This is a genomic window from Methylophilales bacterium, assembly GCA_019823025.1.
Lineage (GTDB): Bacteria > Pseudomonadota > Gammaproteobacteria > Burkholderiales > Methylophilaceae > BACL14.
This window is the reverse complement of the sequence record CP081940.1, coordinates 252,526-270,148: the sequence shown is the minus strand read 5'-3', so window position 1 is coordinate 270,148 and position 17,623 is coordinate 252,526. Positions and strand designations below refer to the sequence as shown.

13 protein-coding genes and 3 tRNA genes are annotated in these 17,623 nt (G+C 35.9%); 12 read left to right on the top strand and 4 right to left on the bottom strand.

Annotated features, from left to right (window positions below; genetic code table 11):
- Positions 1-54 precede the first annotated feature (54 nt).
- From hxlA to K6112_01420, 4 genes are all read left to right on the top strand, one after another.
- A complete protein-coding gene (gene hxlA / locus K6112_01435; protein QZP18042.1) occupies positions 55-684 on the top strand; it encodes a 3-hexulose-6-phosphate synthase in 630 nt (209 codons plus the stop codon).
- A gap of 100 nt (positions 685-784) precedes the next feature.
- Positions 785-1,321, top strand: a complete 537-nt coding sequence (locus K6112_01430; GenBank protein ID QZP18041.1) for an SIS domain-containing protein — start codon at positions 785-787, stop codon at positions 1,319-1,321.
- An 88-nt stretch (positions 1,322-1,409) separates the two neighbouring features.
- Positions 1,410-2,777, top strand: coding sequence for an aminodeoxychorismate synthase component I (gene pabB, locus K6112_01425; GenBank protein QZP18040.1), 1,368 nt, complete (start codon positions 1,410-1,412; stop codon positions 2,775-2,777).
- Positions 2,770-3,060 carry a 4a-hydroxytetrahydrobiopterin dehydratase gene (locus K6112_01420; GenBank protein ID QZP18039.1) on the top strand — a complete coding sequence of 97 codons (291 nt, stop codon included), beginning with the start codon at positions 2,770-2,772 and terminating at the stop codon, positions 3,058-3,060. The genes pabB and K6112_01420 overlap by 8 nt, the downstream gene beginning before the upstream one ends.
- Here the strand turns inward: K6112_01420 and K6112_01415 are convergent.
- From K6112_01415 to K6112_01405, 3 genes are read right to left on the bottom strand one after another with little or no spacing between them, the layout of a single operon-like run.
- Positions 3,046-6,159 carry an efflux RND transporter permease subunit gene (locus K6112_01415; protein ID QZP18038.1) on the bottom strand — a complete coding sequence of 1,038 codons (3,114 nt, stop codon included), beginning with the start codon at positions 6,157-6,159 and terminating at the stop codon, positions 3,046-3,048. The two genes, K6112_01420 and K6112_01415, sit on opposite strands and share 15 nt — an antisense overlap.
- 8 nt (positions 6,160-6,167) lie before the next feature.
- Complete coding sequence (locus K6112_01410) at positions 6,168-7,250, bottom strand: hypothetical protein (GenBank protein ID QZP18037.1); 1,083 nt, start codon at positions 7,248-7,250, stop codon at positions 6,168-6,170.
- Positions 7,247-8,659, bottom strand: coding sequence for a TolC family protein (locus tag K6112_01405; protein ID QZP18036.1), 1,413 nt, complete (start codon positions 8,657-8,659; stop codon positions 7,247-7,249). Before K6112_01405 ends, K6112_01410 begins: the two co-directional genes overlap by 4 nt.
- Before the next feature lie 158 nt (positions 8,660-8,817).
- On the opposite strand from K6112_01405, the gene K6112_01400 reads away from it, so the two are divergent.
- From K6112_01400 to K6112_01365, 8 genes are all read left to right on the top strand, one after another.
- Positions 8,818-8,902: transfer RNA gene (locus K6112_01400), tRNA-Leu, on the top strand.
- An 18-nt stretch (positions 8,903-8,920) separates the two neighbouring features.
- On the top strand, positions 8,921-10,234 hold the full coding sequence (gene tig / locus K6112_01395; GenBank protein QZP18035.1) for a trigger factor: 1,314 nt from the start codon (positions 8,921-8,923) through the stop codon (positions 10,232-10,234).
- Positions 10,227-10,865, top strand: coding sequence for an ATP-dependent Clp endopeptidase proteolytic subunit ClpP (gene clpP, locus K6112_01390; GenBank protein ID QZP18034.1), 639 nt, complete (start codon positions 10,227-10,229; stop codon positions 10,863-10,865). Before tig ends, clpP begins: the two co-directional genes overlap by 8 nt.
- A 7-nt stretch (positions 10,866-10,872) precedes the next feature.
- Complete coding sequence (gene clpX / locus K6112_01385) at positions 10,873-12,147, top strand: ATP-dependent Clp protease ATP-binding subunit ClpX (GenBank protein QZP18033.1); 1,275 nt, start codon at positions 10,873-10,875, stop codon at positions 12,145-12,147.
- Positions 12,148-12,224: 77 nt separating this feature from the next.
- Complete coding sequence (gene lon, locus K6112_01380) at positions 12,225-14,609, top strand: endopeptidase La (GenBank protein ID QZP18032.1); 2,385 nt, start codon at positions 12,225-12,227, stop codon at positions 14,607-14,609.
- Positions 14,610-14,678: 69 nt separating this feature from the next.
- Positions 14,679-14,754, top strand: a tRNA-Val gene (locus K6112_01375).
- A 5-nt stretch (positions 14,755-14,759) separates the two neighbouring features.
- Positions 14,760-14,836, top strand: a tRNA-Asp gene (locus K6112_01370).
- Between the two features lie 96 nt (positions 14,837-14,932).
- The gene (locus K6112_01365; GenBank protein ID QZP18031.1) at positions 14,933-16,825 is read left to right on the top strand and encodes a SurA N-terminal domain-containing protein; all 1,893 of its coding nucleotides are present in this window, start codon (positions 14,933-14,935) and stop codon (positions 16,823-16,825) included.
- On the opposite strand, the gene K6112_01360 is transcribed toward K6112_01365, so the two are convergent.
- Positions 16,822-17,607, bottom strand: coding sequence for an enoyl-ACP reductase (locus tag K6112_01360; protein ID QZP18030.1), 786 nt, complete (start codon positions 17,605-17,607; stop codon positions 16,822-16,824). The two genes, K6112_01365 and K6112_01360, sit on opposite strands and share 4 nt — an antisense overlap.
- Positions 17,608-17,623: the final 16 nt, after the last annotated feature.

The window sequence follows — 17,623 nt, the reverse complement described above, 5'->3', positions numbered from 1 at the left end:
TTTTTAGCGTAGATGTTTATTAATAAAGTAATTTTAAATATGGGAGATTAAACCATGGCATTAACACAAATGGCACTAGATTCATTAGATTTTGACGCAACGGTAGCACTAGCTGAAACAGTTGCTCCTCACGTTGACATCTTAGAAATTGGTACACCTTGTATCAAACATAACGGTATTAAACTGCTTGAAACACTAAAAGCAAAATTTCCAAACAACCTTATCCTTGTTGACTTAAAAACAATGGACGCTGGTGAATATGAGGCAGAACCTTTCTACAAAGCAGGTGCTGATATCTGTACAGTTCTAGGTGCTTCAGGTATTGCAACAATTAAAGGCGTTATCGCTGCAGCTAAGAAATACGGTAAAGAATGTCAGGTTGACATGATTAACGTTGATGATAAAGAATCATTAGCAAAAGAAGCTGTTGCTGCTGGTGCAGATATCATCGGTGTTCATACTGGTCTTGATGCACAAGCTGCTGGTCATACACCTTTTGCGGATCTTGCTTCAATTGCTGCACTAAATACTGGTGCTAAAATTTCAGTTGCTGGTGGTGTTAAAGCTGCTACAGCACAAGAAGTTAAAGATGCAGGCGCTGCAATTATTGTTGCCGGTGCTGCTATTTATGGCGCTGCTGATCCTGCTGCAGCTGCTTCAGAAATTACAGCTATTGCTCACTAATCAGTAACAATAGAATGTATAACTAGAAAACCCGGATTAAATGCCGGGTTTTTTTTTGGTATTATGTAAGTATAAATAATGATGAGGAGTAAATGTTGATATGGATACACAAAAATTAATTGTAGATAAAATTGCTGCTGTTTTAGATTCTACAGATAAAAATCAATCTGCAGAACTAAAAAAGCTAATTGACCAAGCAGGACATATTTTTGTTGCAGGCGCTGGACGATCAAAACTGGTATCGAGTTTTTTGGCTATGAGGCTAGTTCATTGTGGATATAGTGTGAGTATGGTTGGAGAAATTGTGACACCCGCCCTGAAGGAAGGAGATTTATATATCGTAATTTCTGGGTCTGGTGGAACTAAAACACTCCTTCCTACCCTTGAAACTGCAAAATCTAAGGGAGCAAAAATTGCTGTTGTCTCTATGAAAGCTTCCTCTGCGATGGCTGATTTAGCTGATTTAACCTTAAAAATGGGCAATGATGAAGTATTTGCTCTAACAAAAGGCCTACCAATGGGTACCTCATTTGAGCTTTCTACGCTGGTTTACCTTGAAGCTATTATTGGTGAGATTGTTTTTGATAAAGATCTTACTGAAGAAGGAATGAGAGCTATTCATGCTAACCTTGAATAGTTATTTAATTTAGACGTTATTAAAAGAAGACACTTCGGTGTCTTTTTTTTCTTATACATAAAATGATTTTTGCTGGATAATAATTTTTATGAACATCAAAAAAATTCCTTACAATCTAGATACAACTGCTTATTACGAACAAATTAGACACCTAGACTGGCCTGTTTTTTTTGATAGTTGCTACCAAGCAGACCGGGAAAAAAGCCCATACGCACGTTATGACATAATTTCAGCGGACCCATTCGTAAAAATTAGTTCAGATTCTAATCATATTAATATTCAAGAAAAAAATAAGAGTTATACCTCAGAGGAAGATGGCTTAAAGATAGTTGAAGAATATATCAATCAATTCGCAACACCACATTCAGAAATACCATTTATTGGTGGCGCAATAGGTTATTGCTCCTATGAGTTGATGGCTGAGGCGAAAAATAATTCTGTGTTACCTAAATTCGCAATGGGAATTTATGACTGGGGGTTAGTAATTGATCACTTTCTTCAAGAGGCATATTTAGTGACAACAAACGCTGATAAAGATACAAGTAAAAATTGGCCTACTTATATTAAATTATTTAGTTCGCTTAAAACTAATAACAGAAATGACTTTAAAGTAACAGGTATTATTGATGATAATTTATCTTTCGAAGCTTATCGTAAAAAATTTGACTCTGTGATGGAGTTTTTAAAAGAGGGCGATTGTTACCAAATCAACTTATCTAAACAATATAAAGCAAAAGTTGATGGGGATAGTTGGCAATTTTATAAGATTTTCAGAAACTTAAATAAATCAAGATATATGGCTTTTTTAGATTTTACGGACTTTGAGATCTTATCAGGCTCACCAGAGAGATTTATCCAAGTCAGAGATGATGATGTTGTCACTAGACCAATAAAGGGCACAAAAAGAAGAGATAAAGATCCTTACCAGGATAAAAAAAATGCTGAAGCACTGAAGAAATCAATCAAAGATCAATCAGAAAATTTAATGATAGTTGATCTCTTAAGGAATGATCTAAGTAAAGATTGCGATATCGGGTCGATTAAGGTGAAGGAATTGTTTGAATTAGAATCCTATCCAAATGTCCATCATTTGGTAAGCACTATTTCGGGTAAGCTTAAAACTGATTCAAGTATGATTAAACTTTTTTCAAGTTCTTTTCCAGGTGGCTCAATTACAGGGGCACCAAAAATAAGAGCGATGGAAATTATAGATGAACTCGAAGAACACAACAGAGAGCTTTATTGTGGCTCTGTGGTTTATTTTAGCTTTAATCGATCTATGGACAGTAATATTGCAATTAGGAGCTTATTTCGCAAAGAAGATGAGTTATATTTTTATTCTGGAGGCGCACTCACAATTGCATCAAATGATCATGATGAATATCAAGAAATTGAAGATAAGGTCAAGAATATAAAAAAAACCATTAATTTTTTTAAAGGGGAACAAGATGATTGAAATTTCAGGTGAGATAGAAAAAAAATTCAAAGAGGAGCTCTTAAATTGGACATTGTCAGATGATGGAATTCATCGCTGGATATCAAGAGATATTTCGACCGACTTAGGGGGAGTGGTTAACGATATATGGAGTCTTGCGGAAGATGCCAACCATCATCCAGATATGGAGATTGGATACAAAGGCATTTCAGTTAAGCTCTTAACACATGATAAAAATGCAATTACAGATAAAGATATTGATCTGGCCAATAAGATTGAAAACTTAATTCTATCTCTGAATTAATTTTTTAAATGAGCCATAATTTAAGAGTATGGTTGGGAGTATTAGAAGATTAAGGATAGTTGAGGTAAATAAGCCCCCTATAATTATCATGGCCATTGGCCCCTCAATTTCCTTTCCTGGTTGATCAGAACCAAATGCGATGGGAGTTAATGCTAAACCCGCAACAAGCGCTGTCATTAATATAGATGGTAGTCTTTCCTTTGCTCCTCTTATAGATGTCTCCAGATTCCAGGTACAATTCTCCTCATTAATCAAGAATTGGTAATGAGATATCAACATAATTGTATTTCTTAGGGTGATTCCAAATAATGTTACAAACCCAACAAGAGACCCAATGGAAATCCATCCTCCTGTAAAAGAGGCAGCTAAAACACCACCAATTAACGCAAAAGGAAGATTTAAAACTGTTAGACATAAGTTAGTGAAAGAACCAAAAGCAATATAAAGTAAAAGCAGAACTGCACCTCCAGCCAGAAGAGACTGTGTAATAAGCTCATTTCTTGCCTGCATATTTTCTTGTGCAGATCCTGTAATTTCATAGTAATTGCCTGTATTGAGTGTTAATTCTTTTAATTTTTTATGCAGGTTTTCAGTAAATATATCAATATCAACATCACCTATATTTGCAGTTACCGTTTGTACTCTTTTACCATTTTGGTGCAGAATTTTTGAGCGGCCATTTTTTTGAGATATATCAGCAATTTCAGATAGTTTTATTATTTGATTTTGAGCATTCATGATTGGTAATTCCCTAATATCAAGAATGTCATCTCTCGATTCCTTATTAAGCGTGACAGCAATTGTTGTGGGGATAATGCCATTATAAATTTTTGTGACGGGATAGTTATCATAAGCCGCTCTGATAAACTTTAAGACATCTGCCTTATTTATTCCAAGTGAGCTCATCTTCTGTGATCTAAGTTTTATAAAGACTTCTGGTGATCCTGGTGGTGATTGGAGGGTGATGTCTCTGATTCCATCAATAGAATTTAATGTTGAACTTATTAATGCGGCGTCCCTGTCAATTAAATCTAAATTATCTCCAAATAGGTTTATTACTACGGATGCATTATATCCAGAAATGGTCTCCTCAATTCTTTCCGTAAGAAAGGTGTTAATAGCAAAATTTACTCCCACAAAACCTGCATCAAGCTCTTGATCCTCGCCTCCATGAAGTAATGATTTTATTTTCTCTAAAATATGATCTTGTTCGGGACCGCCTAAGCCCTCATCTAATTCAATTTCAAATTCACTGTAATGCGTTCCAAATGTATCGGCACCCAAGGGAGAGCGACCAACCCATTGTGCAATCGATTTTATGCCCTGAATAGATTCCAATTTTTTTGTTACTAGATTACCAACGCGTATTGATTCCTTTTCAGAAGTGCCAGGAAATGAGGTCATATGCATTATGAAATGGCCTTCGTGCAGGGGAGGAATGAATTGTGTCTTGAGAAACGGTAAAAATGATAAGCCAATGGCAATAACTAATAGAGATGAAATAATAATTAACTTAGACTGCTTTTCGATTAGCAATAGAATGGTTTCATATTTACCCTTTAAAAACTTAACAACAGGTGAATCTTCAGTCCTTATGTCCGAATAACCAATCATCAAATAACACAATGCAGGCGTGATGGTTAGGGCAACAAAAAGAGAGGCTGTAATTGATGAAATATATGCAATTGCCAGCGGACCAAAAAGCTTTCCTGCTACGCCTGATAGCGATAATAATGGAACAAAAACAAGAACAATAATAACGGTTGCAAAAACAACTGATTTTCTTACCTCCATTGAAGAGTTAAAAACAACCTGATAGAGGGGGAGGGGTTGTTTTTTTTCTTTATTTTGTCGCATTCTCCTAAAAATATTCTCCACATCAATAATTGCATCATCCACGACTTCACCCAATGCTATTGCCAGGCCGCTGATGACCATAACGTTGAGACCAAATTCAAAATAACTCATGACCGAGATTGCCGATAAAAGTGATAGTGGTATAGCAACAGCCGAGATAAATGCTGTTTTTAGGTTAAACAGAAAAAGGTATAGGATAGAAATTACAAAAAAAGCCCCAATAATAATATCAATCCTCAAGCCTTTTATCGAGGCATCAATAAAGTTGGAAGGTTTAAATAAATCAGGAATAATTTCGATATTTTGGTCTTTAAGTAAAGGCTCAATTAGTGTTAGAGCGCTTTCTAGTTCTTGAGTTAATTTATAAGTATCAGCATTTAATTGACCTTGAACTGATAAATAAACGCCGGGATTCCCATTGATTGATGCCGCACTTATGGATGGCTCAAAGCTTTCCTTAACAACTGCAACATCCCTTATCTTAATGACACTATTATTAATAGTTTTAATTGGAGCGATTTCAATTTCACCCAGCGTCTTTGACTGTCCTTCAGTGTTTATAATTAATCTTTGATTAGCATTTTCGATAAATCCTCCACCTACAACAAGTGTGGAATTTTCGACAGCTTTAAGAATTTCACCTATGGAAATATTATATTGATAGAGTTTTTTAGGGATTATTTCTATATGAATTTGTTTCACTTTTCCACCGAACCGATTTACATCGGCAACCCCAGAAACTGACATAAGTTGAGGTATTATGAGTGTTTCAGCAACCGTTCGCAGCTCTGTCAATGTTTTATCGTTTGAATAAATACCTATACCAAGAACGCTTGAGGCTGATGAGGTGAGGGGGGCAATAGTTGGAATAACGCCGTTGGGCATTGATCTGATCAGTTTTGAAAGGCTTTCCGAGACAGCTTGTCTATTTTTATGAATATCGGTACTTTCATCAAAGATGACCGTCACAACAGAGAGTCCAGGAATAGATTGTGATCGGGTTTGTTTAATACCAATCGTTCCTGATATAGCTTGTTCAATTGGCTTAGATACAAGCGTCTCAACTAAATTAGATGAGAATCCAGGGGCCTCTGTTTGAATAATTACTTGAGTAGGGGAGAATTCTGGAAAAACATTCAGTGGACTTTGTTTTATCTGATGAATACCATAGGCTATGATAATGAAAGCTAGACCAATTATGACGCCAGGATGACGTATAGAAAAACGAATAATTGATCCCATCTTACGACCTAATCCTCGTTTTCGTTTTTAATCTGATACTTAAACTCTTCTGAAAGAAGTAATTGTGCACCATTCGTTACTATTTCATCATCAACGTTAATTTTTCCTTTTGGGACAATCCATCCATTCTCGGAGCCATTCTCAGCCTCGCGCATACCTTGGAGTGAACGTCTTTCAAAATTACCATTTGATTTAATTCGGATATATGCCCATGGTTGCCCATTACTCCATACCACCGAGGAGTTTGGTACGAGAAGATAATTTTTTTGATTATTAGGTTGTGATACATAAGCAGATATCCTTTCACCAATTTTCAATTTATTGTTGTCTGTAACGTAGAAAAAATTTTTGCCTACGATTGATGGATTTACCATCGGGGCAGATGAAAGAAATTCTCCTTTAATCTCTGGTGCGCTCGATATAGAAGGCATTATCACAATTTTTTGAGGCGGTAATTCTTCACGATTGCTCTGGGTAATAGACAAACTAATCAATTGGTTCTTATTTTTTAAAATTTTGTTTAATGGATCATTTTTATTTTTAGTGGCTCTGACAAAAAAATCACCCCACTCCTGCCTAATTGAGCTCAAAATGCCTGTCTTTTCGTTCATATATATATTTAACTGATTTTCTAAATCACTAATCTCGATTTCTTTTTTGCTGATTGTAAGATCTGAAATATTTTTGTTGTCTTCATTAAGTGCCCTTAAGGCCTCTAATTGTTTCTTTTGAATACGAATTTTATTTCTTACCTTTTTACTTTGATGGTTTACCCTCGCAAGGTTTGTTCTTTTGCTAATTAATGGGCCCAAATTTTGAACCATGCCATAGTTAAGTTTTTTTTGATTTATTTGGGTTTTTTTTATTTTTTCGTATTGAATGTTGCTGTTTGTTTCAACGGAAGTGGGTAATTGAATCTGCTTGATACCATCAACAACTGTTGTGTAGTCGATAATAATTTCTTCATCAGCTTCATCTTCATCGGATTGAATGCCGGTAATATTTTTATTCCCCAATAAGACTATTACCCAGATTAGAATTATTATTATTATTACTTGAGCAACTATGACAATTGTTGTTTTATTTTTCATGGGCCATAGTAAATAGAAGTTGGAAATATCTGATCCTGGAGAACCCGTTCGGCTAGAAGGCCTAACTTAATTGAGGCGTTGTTCGCTCTATTAAGTTCTAAATCAATATCAAGTAAAGCAAACATTTCTTTCTCAAGTTCCATTCTATCAATTTGTCCTTGATCGAATCTTTCTTGTAGCTGATTGATTAGTATGTTTTTTGAGACTAAAGACTGTTTGACTACCGATTCATGCTCTTTATTTTTTTGTATGGACAAAGATAGTTCCTCTACCTGATTGTTAACCTCGAGCTCAAAATTTTCTACCTTACTTGCTTCTAACTCTCGAAATATTGTTGCACGATCAATGAAAGCTTTATTTCTCTCGGGAGTCTTTAAAAGTGTTTGGATACCTAACCCCCATACATTATAACCAAAGTCGTAAATATAGGCAGGTGTAAATGTCATATCAGGATATTGCTTCGAAATTTCTAACTTAAGATTAGCCTCAGCAATTGCGTAGTTCGCCAGCTTTTGTCTTAAATCTATCCTATTTAGTAAGGCGGTTGAATGCATTTTAGTTTGGTCAATATTTGCAAAATACTCTGTTAGACTTGAGGTTAATTTCTTCTTTGTTTTTTTAATATCTATAGCTAGCAGGTTAAATTGTTCAAGGCTAAAACCAACAAGCGTGGCCATATTTTTTGTAATGTTTAGTTGTAAATTTTGATGTTTCATTAATTCTTTTTTTATAGAGTTGAATTTTATTTTTTCTCTTGATAAATCTATTTTTGAAACTAGGCCAAAATTAAGCCTTTTTTGTACCATGAAAACGATGGACTGCTGAAGTCGTATTTTATTTTTAAGTATTTGAATTAAATTTTGATTATTTATGTATTGAGTAAGGCTTTCAATCAGATTACCTCGTAACTTCCAATGTATTAACTCTTTATCAAGAAGCGCCAACTGAGTTTCATTGAATGCGAGCTCATATCTAATTAGTCTTTTGTTGGCAGTTTCGTAGGTAAATGTATAGTCAAATTTGAAAAAGTTTTCACTTGGATCACCAACATCACCTCTTTCATACTTAGCTCCTAATGAGGATAGGGGTCGAAGCGAGGCAATTTTTTCGTTGCTTTCGATGTATTTGAGTTCTAAGTCAGCTGTCTTTAACTGCGGGTTAAAGTACTTTTGCGCAATTAAAAGCTCATCAATCCCCCAGCTCTTAAATGGAATATTTGCTTTATCGAAGTTATTTTTTTCTAAGTAGGCTATGAAGTCTGAATCATTAAAGTTTACTTGTTTATTTTTTTGGTGGACTTCGTTGATATCAAGCGGTTTTTCTTGATAGTCGATAAAGCTGCATGAGGTTAAAAAAAATAAAAATGGGACTAATAAATTTTTTAAAATTGGTGAAATCCCGATATTCATTTTTTTTTAATTAATTTTGATTGTGAAATAATATCTAGCAATTTTAATGTAATTAATCATCAACTACCAAGTAATAATTTAGATTGAATTTTTCGGTACCAATTTTGACTAAACTGCTATAATACGCGCTTATTATAGTTGTACGTTTACTAGAACAAGCGAGAGTGGCGGAATTGGTAGACGCACTGGTTTTAGGTACCAGCGCCGCAAGGCGTGAGAGTTCGAGTCTCTCCTTTCGCACCAATTTTTAGGAATTATTTAATGGCAGAAGCATTAGAAAAAATAAGCAATATTGAAAGAAGAGTAAAGGTCATGGTGCCTGTTGCTCCCTTACAAGATCAAATAAACCAACGTTTTCAGCAGCTTACTAAAACAGCGCGTGTCCAAGGGTTTAGGCCAGGAAAAGTACCCTTGAGCATCATTAAGAGACAATATGGCCCTGACATCAAAACAGAAGTTTATTCAAAAGCCATTGAAGAGAGATTTGGAAGTGTAATAGAAGAAAACAAAATACAGGTTGCAGGCATGCCTGATATCCAGCATGAACCTCTTTCAAACATTGATGATGATTTCGAGTTCACTGCTACATTTGAGATATTTCCAGAAGTGAAAGACATCGATGTGAAAAAAATCAGCGTTACTGATTATGAAGCTGATGTAAATGAAAAGGATGTTAAGAAAACAATAGACACAATCGCCAAACAAAGAAGTACTTTCAAATCTGTAAAAAGAGCATCAAAGTTGGGAGACAAAGTTAGCATTAAGATGGAATCTTTTATTGATGGTGAAAAAATTGAGGATACCGGAAAAGAAAACATTGAATTTATTTTAGGTGACCCAAAAAGGGTGAAAGAAATAGATCAACAAATTATTGGGCTAAAGGAAAATGAAGAGAAAGATTTTGATGTAAATTATCCGAAAGATCATGAGCCTGCTCAACTTGCCAACAAGGCCGTCAAGTACCACATAAAAATGGTTAGTGTTGATGAGCCGATATTGCCAAAAATTGATGCAGAGTTTGCAAAGAGCCTTGGTGTTGAGTCGGGTGATATCAAGCAGATGAATACAGAAATTAAGAATTCTTTACTTGATGAAGTTAGTGTTAGAAAGAAAGCTGCACTTAAGAGGCAAATCTTCGCTGAATTAGTCAAGCATGCAAAAATAGAGCTTCCTAAGTCCCTAGTTAGTATGGAAATCAATCGTATGATGCAGACTATGCAACAAAATATTGAAAGGCAAGGTGGTAATGCCAAAGATATTAACTTTCAACCTGAAATGTTCGAAGGTAGAGCAAAAGAGACTACTACATTGCGATTAGTTTTAGCTAAAGTTGTTGATAAGAATAAACTTCAAGCAACTGAAGAGCAAATTAAAGAAGAAGTTAAAAGTTTTGCAGGAAATTATGATGACCCTGAAAAAGCCGTTAAATGGTTTTATGAGGACAAGCAAAGATTAAGTGAGCCAGCAGCACTAGCTACTGAAGATAACGTGGTTGATTGGATTACTTCACAATGCAAGATAACAAAGAAAACCTTATCACTTGATGAGCTTATGGAGATTCAACCTAATGGTTAAAACTACCGATTCAATAAGTAAGTTTTCAGCAAACAATCTTGGGTATATACCTATGGTTGTTGAGCAAAGTGGCCGTGGTGAAAGAGCGTATGATATTTATTCTCGACTTCTCAAGGAGAGAGTGATTTTTTTGGTCGGCCCCATAGATGACATTATGGCGAATGTCGTAGTAGCTCAACTTTTATTTTTAGAGGCAGAAAACCCAGATAAAGATATTTCACTTTATATTAATTCACCAGGTGGTTCAGTGACTGCAGGGATGGCTATCTATGACACCATGCAATTTATAAAGCCTGACGTTAGCACCCTATGTATTGGCCAAGCAGCTAGTATGGGCGCGTTACTTCTTACTGCAGGTGCTAAAAATAAAAGATTTTGTTTGACTAACTCTCGTGTAATGATTCATCAGCCCCTAGGAGGGTTTCAAGGTCAGGCATCTGATATTGAGATACACGCAAAAGAAATTCTTTATTTAAAATCTAAGCTCAATGACATATTAGCTAACCATACAAAGCAATCCGTTAAAAAAATAGCTGAAGATACTGATCGAGATAATTTTATGAGCTCAGAGGATGCTGTCGCCTATGGAATTGTGGATAAGGTTATTAATAGCAGGTCAAATTTAAAATAAGATTAAAATGGCTGAAGACTCTAAAGAAAAAACATTGTTATGTTCATTCTGTGGGAAAAATCAGACAGAGGTTAAAAAATTAATTGCTGGTCCTTCTGTTTTTATCTGCGACGAATGTGTTGATCTTTGTAACGACATTATTGTTGAAGAAAGTGATATTGATGCTGATTCAATTAAAAGTAAGAAAGAAAAAAAACGATACACCCCTAAGGAAATTTTCTCCAAACTAAGCGAACATATCATAGGCCAAGATGAGGCCAAAAAAAGCTTAGCCGTTGCCGTTTATAATCATTACAAAAGATTAAGTTCAGTAGGTCAAGATAACGAAGATCCTGTCGTTATTTCAAAGAGCAATGTCCTTTTTATTGGACCTACTGGTTCAGGGAAGACTCTTTTAGCCCAGACCCTTGCAGAGCTTCTTGATGTCCCCTTTGTGATGGCCGATGCCACCACTTTAACTGAGGCTGGTTACGTTGGAGAAGATGTGGAAAATGTAATGCAAAAACTTCTTCAGAAATGCGATTACGATGTCGAAAGGGCACAAAAAGGAATCATCTATGTAGATGAGGTGGACAAAATATCAAGAAAGAGTGAAAACCCATCGATTACAAGAGATGTGTCTGGAGAGGGTGTACAACAAGCTTTACTAAAGCTGATTGAGGGAACAGTTGCATCAATCCCACCCCAAGGTGGAAGAAAACATCCTAACCAAGAATTTGTTCAGCTAGATACAACCAATATCTTGTTTATTTGTGGAGGGGCTTTTGATGGGCTGGAAAAAATAATACAACAGAGAACTGAAAAAAATAGCATAGGTTTTGGTGCAGAGGTTCATGGTGAGGATGAGAGTAAAGAAATTGGAAAAATAATCGCCAATGTTGAGCCTGAAGATCTTATAAAGTTTGGTTTAATTCCTGAATTTATTGGTCGTCTCCCAGTGATAGCATCACTTCAGTCCCTTGATAAAGAGGCGCTTGTTAAGATTCTCACAGAACCTAAGAATGCATTAACAAAACAATTTAAAAAATTATTCCATATGGAGGGCGTTGATCTTGAATTTAGACCTGATGCAATTGATGAAATTGCTTCACAGGCAATCATCAGGAGAACAGGGGCTAGAGGTTTGAGGTCTATTATGGAAGAGTCACTTAAAGAAGTGATGTTTGAGTTACCTGGCGTAAGAAACCTAAAAACGGTTGTTATAGATAGTGCATCAATTAAGGATAAAACAAAACCTTATTTCGTATACTCAGAAGAGAAGAAAAGTAACAGCGCAGTTTAAATATTCAATAAACTTGATATTATAAAAATCATCACCATAATTTATAGTGTTCAACACTGAGAGAATAGTAGAAAAATATGAATAAATCATTCCCAATGCTTCCTTTACGAGATGTTGTTGTTTATCCACATTTGGTGATACCACTGTTTGTTGGAAGAGACAAATCCATTTCTGCTATTGAAAAGGCAAATAATGGCGATAAAAAAATACTTCTAGTCGCACAGAAATCTGCAAATCAGGATGAACCGAAAGCTAAAGATTTATATAAAATTGGGACGCTTGCGACAATTATTCAAACCCTTAAATTACCTGATGGAACTGTCAAGGTTTTAGTTGAAGGGCTTGAAAGAGCGAACATAAAAAAAATAACACAAACGAGTGATTATTTAACAGCAGAAGCATCTATCGTAAAAACAAGAGAGCCAAAGGATAAAAATACAAAAGCTTTCATGAGGTCAGTTTTTTCTCAATTTGACCAGTACGTAAAGCTTAATAAAAAGATTCCACCAGAAATTTTATCATCTCTGACATCGATTACAGAGCCAGGAAGATTAGCTGATTCAATAGCAGCCAACCTTTCATTGAAACTATCTGAGAAACAGAAAATATTAGAAACATTCGAAGTAAAAAATCGCCTAAATCTTCTTTTAGAGCTCATGGAGGCTGAAATTGATATTCTTCAAGTTGAGAAAAAAATTAGAGGTCGAGTTAAGAAACAAATGGAGAAGTCACAACGGGAATATTATTTAAACGAACAGGTTAAAGCTATTCAGAAAGAGCTAGGTGATTCAGAAGAAGGTGCAGAATTTGATGAGCTGCAAGATAAAATTAATAACACTGACATGTCGAGCGACGCTAAGGATAAATGTTTATCAGAACTTAAAAAGCTAAAAATGATGTCACCAATGTCTGCTGAAGCTTCTGTTGTGAGAACATATATTGAAACAATTGTTAACCTCCCATGGAATAAAAGCACAAAAATTAACCATGATCTAGGTAATGCTGAAATTACTTTAGATAATGACCATTATGGTCTTGATAAGGTGAAGGAGCGCATTATTGAGTACCTCGCTGTCCAGCAAAGAGTGGATAAACTAAAAGCACCTATTTTGTGTCTTGTTGGACCTCCTGGAGTTGGAAAAACATCATTAGGTCAGAGTATTGCACAGGCAGTAAACCGAAAATTTATACGAATGGCACTCGGTGGTGTCAGAGATGAGGCTGAAATAAGGGGTCATAGAAGAACTTATATTGGTTCAATGCCAGGTAAGATTTTACAGAACATGACAAAGTCAGGAGTGACTAACCCACTTTTTTTGCTTGATGAAGTCGATAAAATGGGCCAGGATTTTAGAGGTGACCCTTCATCGGCATTACTTGAGGTACTTGACCCAGAACAAAACCACACATTCAATGATCACTATGCTGAAATTGAATATGATTTATCGAATGTGATGTTTGTAGCAACTGCAAATTCAATGAATATACCTGAGCCACTTCTTGATCGAATGGAAATAATCAGGCTGCCCGGCTACACCGAAGCAGAAAAGGCAAGTATTGCCGATAAACATCTTCTTCCTAAGCAATTAAAGGCGCATGGCTTAAAAAAATCAGAAATGAAAGTTACCGGTAAGGCAATCAAGGATATCATCCAGTATTACTCGAGGGAGGCTGGAGTAAGGAAACTTGAGCAAGAATTATCTAAAATATGTAGAAAAGCTGTAAAAAAATTACTTACAGATAAAAAAACTAAATCAATCAATGTTAGTAACAAAAACTTACAAGATTACCTAGGTGTTAAGATTTTTGATATTGGGCTGGCTAGTAAAAAGAATCAAATTGGTCAAGTAACAGGGCTTGCATGGACCCAGGTGGGCGGAGAATTATTAACCATTGAAACGGTAGTTGTTCCAGGAAAAGGAAAAACAATTATTACGGGTAAGCTTGGAGATGTAATGCAAGAATCCATTCATGCAGCGATGAGCGTTGTTAGAAGTAGGGCAGATGTCCTTGGTATTGATAGTGATTTTTATGAAACAAAAGATATACATATTCATTTCCCAGAAGGGGCTACCCCAAAAGACGGACCAAGTGCTGGTATTGGTATTACAACAGCGATAATATCAAGTTTAACAAACATTCCTGTGTTTAATGATGTTGCTATGACGGGTGAGATAACATTAAGGGGCGAGGTCCTTGCTATCGGTGGTTTGAAGGAAAAGCTATTAGCAGCGCATAGAGGTAATCTTAAAAAGATTTTAATACCAGAGCAAAACCTGAAAGATTTAGTGGATGTTCCTTCTGATGTGAAAGATTCATTAAAAATAATTCCGGTCAGATGGATTGATCAGGTTATTGAATTAGCTTTGACAAGACAACCAAGTAAGAAAAAAGGTAAATCTAAAACAAGCCATGGAGCCGAAAAGAAGTTTGTTGAAATTGATAAGCCAATCGCTCATTAGTTAGTCTGCATTTTGCTAGCATTGTTGTTAACTTTATTGTAAAATTGCCGAGCTCAAATTTGACAATTTGGGTGCTTAGCTCAGTTGGTAGAGCGTCGCCCTTACAAGGCGAATGTCACAGGTTCGAACCCTGTAGCACCCACCAGTTTAGGAGTGGTAGTTCAGTTGGTTAGAATACCGGCCTGTCACGCCGGGGGTCGCGGGTTCGAGTCCCGTCCACTCCGCCATCGATTTCGTAAGCTGCATAAAGTAGCTTACGATTTGATTTAAGAACTTTAATGGGTAAAAAAAGTCAATTAAATTAGTTTAAAAAAAAATAAAACATGTTAGATAAAATACGAAACAATACACAGTCGAAATTTGCTAAAATCGTCCTTGTAATAATAATTATTCCTTTTGCACTCTTTGGTATTGATTCGTACCTCAGTTCTATAGGTGACGACGTTTATGCCGCTAAGGTCAATGGTGAATCAATCACAATTCAGAGCTATCAGAATGCTCTCAATCGTGTGAAAGACCAGTTTCTTAATCAAAACACCCCCCCTGACCCTGCCATCTTTGAAACTGCTGAATTTAGAAAAAGTGTTCTTGATGGAATGATAGCTTCCAAATTAGTGGCGCAAGAAGCAGTTAGGGCTAACTTCGTTATCAGTGACAACCAGCTCAGCCAATATATTCTCGGAATGCCTGGCTTTCAAAGAAATGGAAAGTTTGATCAAGAGGCTTATGATAATTTAGCAATGAGACAAAATTTAACACCTAAGAAGCTTGATGAACTTATTCGAAAGGATCTGGCAAAACAACAAGTCAAAGATAGTATGAATAAATATGCCTTTGTGACTAAAGAAAAAATTCAAAAACTTGTCAACTTAGCCTACCAAAAAAGAGATGTAAGCATGCTTGAACTCAGACTTGATGATTACCTTAAAAAAGTCAATGTCACCGATGAAGAGATTAAAGAATATTACGAAGCCAACCCTAACAATTTCATCATGCCTGATCAGGTAAAGGTTAATTTCTTACTCTATTCTGTTGCAGAGATACTGCCCAAAGTTAAGATTACGGATGATGAAGTTAAACAATATTTTGAAGAAAATAAAGCTCAATTTGAAGGTTCTCAACAAAGGCGCGCTAAGCATATTTTATTTTTAACAGATTCAGGTATGACAGAGGGCGAAGTTGCAGATGTAAAAAAATTAGCTGAATCAGTTAGGGAAGAAGTTGTAAAATCTCCCAAGAAATTTGATGATTTGGCGAAAGAATATTCAAAGGATACAGAATCTGCTAAAAAAGGTGGAGACCTTGGATTTTTTTCAAGAGGTATGATGGTCAAAGAGTTTGATGAAACAGTGTTTGATATGAAAGTAGGCGATGTGTCTTCATTAGTTAAAACCCAGTTTGGTTTTCATATCATTGCATTAACTGATATAAAAGGAGATGAGGTAACCTTCGACTCGGTAAAAGCGCAAATTAAGGGTGAGATTTTATATTCAAAAGCCCAACAAATTTATGCAGAAGGCGCTGAGGAATTTGCTAACTTAATTTATGAAAAATCAGACTCACTTCAACCTGCAGCCGATAGATTTGACCTGACTATCCAAGAGAGTCAATGGTTATCCCTCGATACAGCGACAAAATTTTTTAATAATGAAGCCTTTGCGCAAGCTGTATTTGATCCAGAGGCTATTGAGCAAAAGACTAATATTAATGCAATTGAAGTTTCTCCAAATAATTTAATATCCGCACAAGTGATAGACTTTAAGCCGAGCGCTCCAAGGACACTTGATGATGCAAAAGATGAAATAAAAGAGTTTTTGACCAAGAGTAATGCTCAAAAATTATTGATCTCCGATGGAGAAGAAATGATTGAAAAATTAGAATCAAATACTAAAAAAGCGGAATGGATTGATGAGCTTGTTATAGATAAAGTTGATCCACAAGGTATCTCTAAACCCATTGTTAGAGCAATATTTAGCATGAACCAAGAAAATTTGCCTTCATATGAAGGCATTTATGACCCTGCAAGTGATGAATATATCATTGTTAGATTAAACGATGTTATCAGTGATGAAGTAACTGATAATCTATCAGTTGATATATACCGTGATGAATATGTGGCTGCTCTGAAAGATGCAATTGATAACGCCTATGTTGATGACTTAAGGGCGATGGCGGATATCGAATATAACCCACAGGTTATTCAATACAGAAATTAGTCCTCGACCGTACCTGCAGCAGTAATGTTCATCCCACCATCGACATAGGTAATTTCTCCAGTAACGCCAGACGCCAGATCACTGCACAAAAATGCTGCAACGTTTCCTACTTCATCTGTGGTCACATTTCTTTTTAGCGCTGCATGCCTTTGGTTAAAGTCATACATTTTATCGAAATTAGCGATACCTGAAGCTGCAAGAGTTTTAATTGGGCCAGCAGAAACCGCATTCACCCTTATATTTTTTTCACCTAAACTATGTGCCATATATCTTACGTTCGCCTCTAGGCTCGCCTTTGCTAACCCCATCACATTATAATTAGGCATAGTTCTTTCAGCGCCAAGATAACTCACTGTCAGAAGACTGGCATTTTGATTTAAAAAAGGTAGGGCGGCTTTTGCTAATGCAGTAAAGCTGTATGAACTGACATCGTGTGCAATCTTAAAGTTTTCTCTTGAAGTGGACTCAACAAAGTCGCCTGTCAGCGCATCTCTTGGAACGAATGCAATGGAATGTACGATGATGTCAAAGGTCTTCCAATGCTCAGAGAGCAGGGGGAATAGTTGATTTATATCGTCATCTGAGGAGACATCACATGGCAAAACAATAGTTGAATCAAAAGCACTTGCCAATTTTTCAACTCGACCTTTATGTTTTTCCATTTGATAAGTAAATGCTAGCTCTGCACCTTGCTCTCTCATACTTTTTGCAATGCCATAAGCAATAGACCTATCACTCAATAAACCTAAAATAAGTACCTTTTTATTTTTTAGAAAACTCATAAATACCTTTCTTTAA

What these genes read in the sequence shown, in the direction of transcription:
- pabB (QZP18040.1), top strand. Translation starts at nt 1,410, where the DNA reads ATGAACATCAAAAAAATTCCTTACAATCTAGATACAACTGCTTATTAC.
- K6112_01365 (QZP18031.1), top strand. Translation starts at nt 14,933, where the DNA reads ATGTTAGATAAAATACGAAACAATACACAGTCGAAATTTGCTAAAATC.
- clpP (QZP18034.1), top strand. Translation starts at nt 10,227, where the DNA reads ATGGTTAAAACTACCGATTCAATAAGTAAGTTTTCAGCAAACAATCTT.
- clpX (QZP18033.1), top strand. Translation starts at nt 10,873, where the DNA reads ATGGCTGAAGACTCTAAAGAAAAAACATTGTTATGTTCATTCTGTGGG.
- hxlA (QZP18042.1), top strand. Translation starts at nt 55, where the DNA reads ATGGCATTAACACAAATGGCACTAGATTCATTAGATTTTGACGCAACG.
- lon (QZP18032.1), top strand. Translation starts at nt 12,225, where the DNA reads ATGAATAAATCATTCCCAATGCTTCCTTTACGAGATGTTGTTGTTTAT.
- K6112_01430 (QZP18041.1), top strand. Translation starts at nt 785, where the DNA reads ATGGATACACAAAAATTAATTGTAGATAAAATTGCTGCTGTTTTAGAT.
- K6112_01360 (QZP18030.1), bottom strand. Translation starts at nt 17,607, where the DNA reads ATGAGTTTTCTAAAAAATAAAAAGGTACTTATTTTAGGTTTATTGAGT.
- K6112_01410 (QZP18037.1), bottom strand. Translation starts at nt 7,250, where the DNA reads ATGAAAAATAAAACAACAATTGTCATAGTTGCTCAAGTAATAATAATA.
- K6112_01405 (QZP18036.1), bottom strand. Translation starts at nt 8,659, where the DNA reads ATGAATATCGGGATTTCACCAATTTTAAAAAATTTATTAGTCCCATTT.
- tig (QZP18035.1), top strand. Translation starts at nt 8,921, where the DNA reads ATGGCAGAAGCATTAGAAAAAATAAGCAATATTGAAAGAAGAGTAAAG.
- K6112_01415 (QZP18038.1), bottom strand. Translation starts at nt 6,159, where the DNA reads ATGGGATCAATTATTCGTTTTTCTATACGTCATCCTGGCGTCATAATT.
- K6112_01420 (QZP18039.1), top strand. Translation starts at nt 2,770, where the DNA reads ATGATTGAAATTTCAGGTGAGATAGAAAAAAAATTCAAAGAGGAGCTC.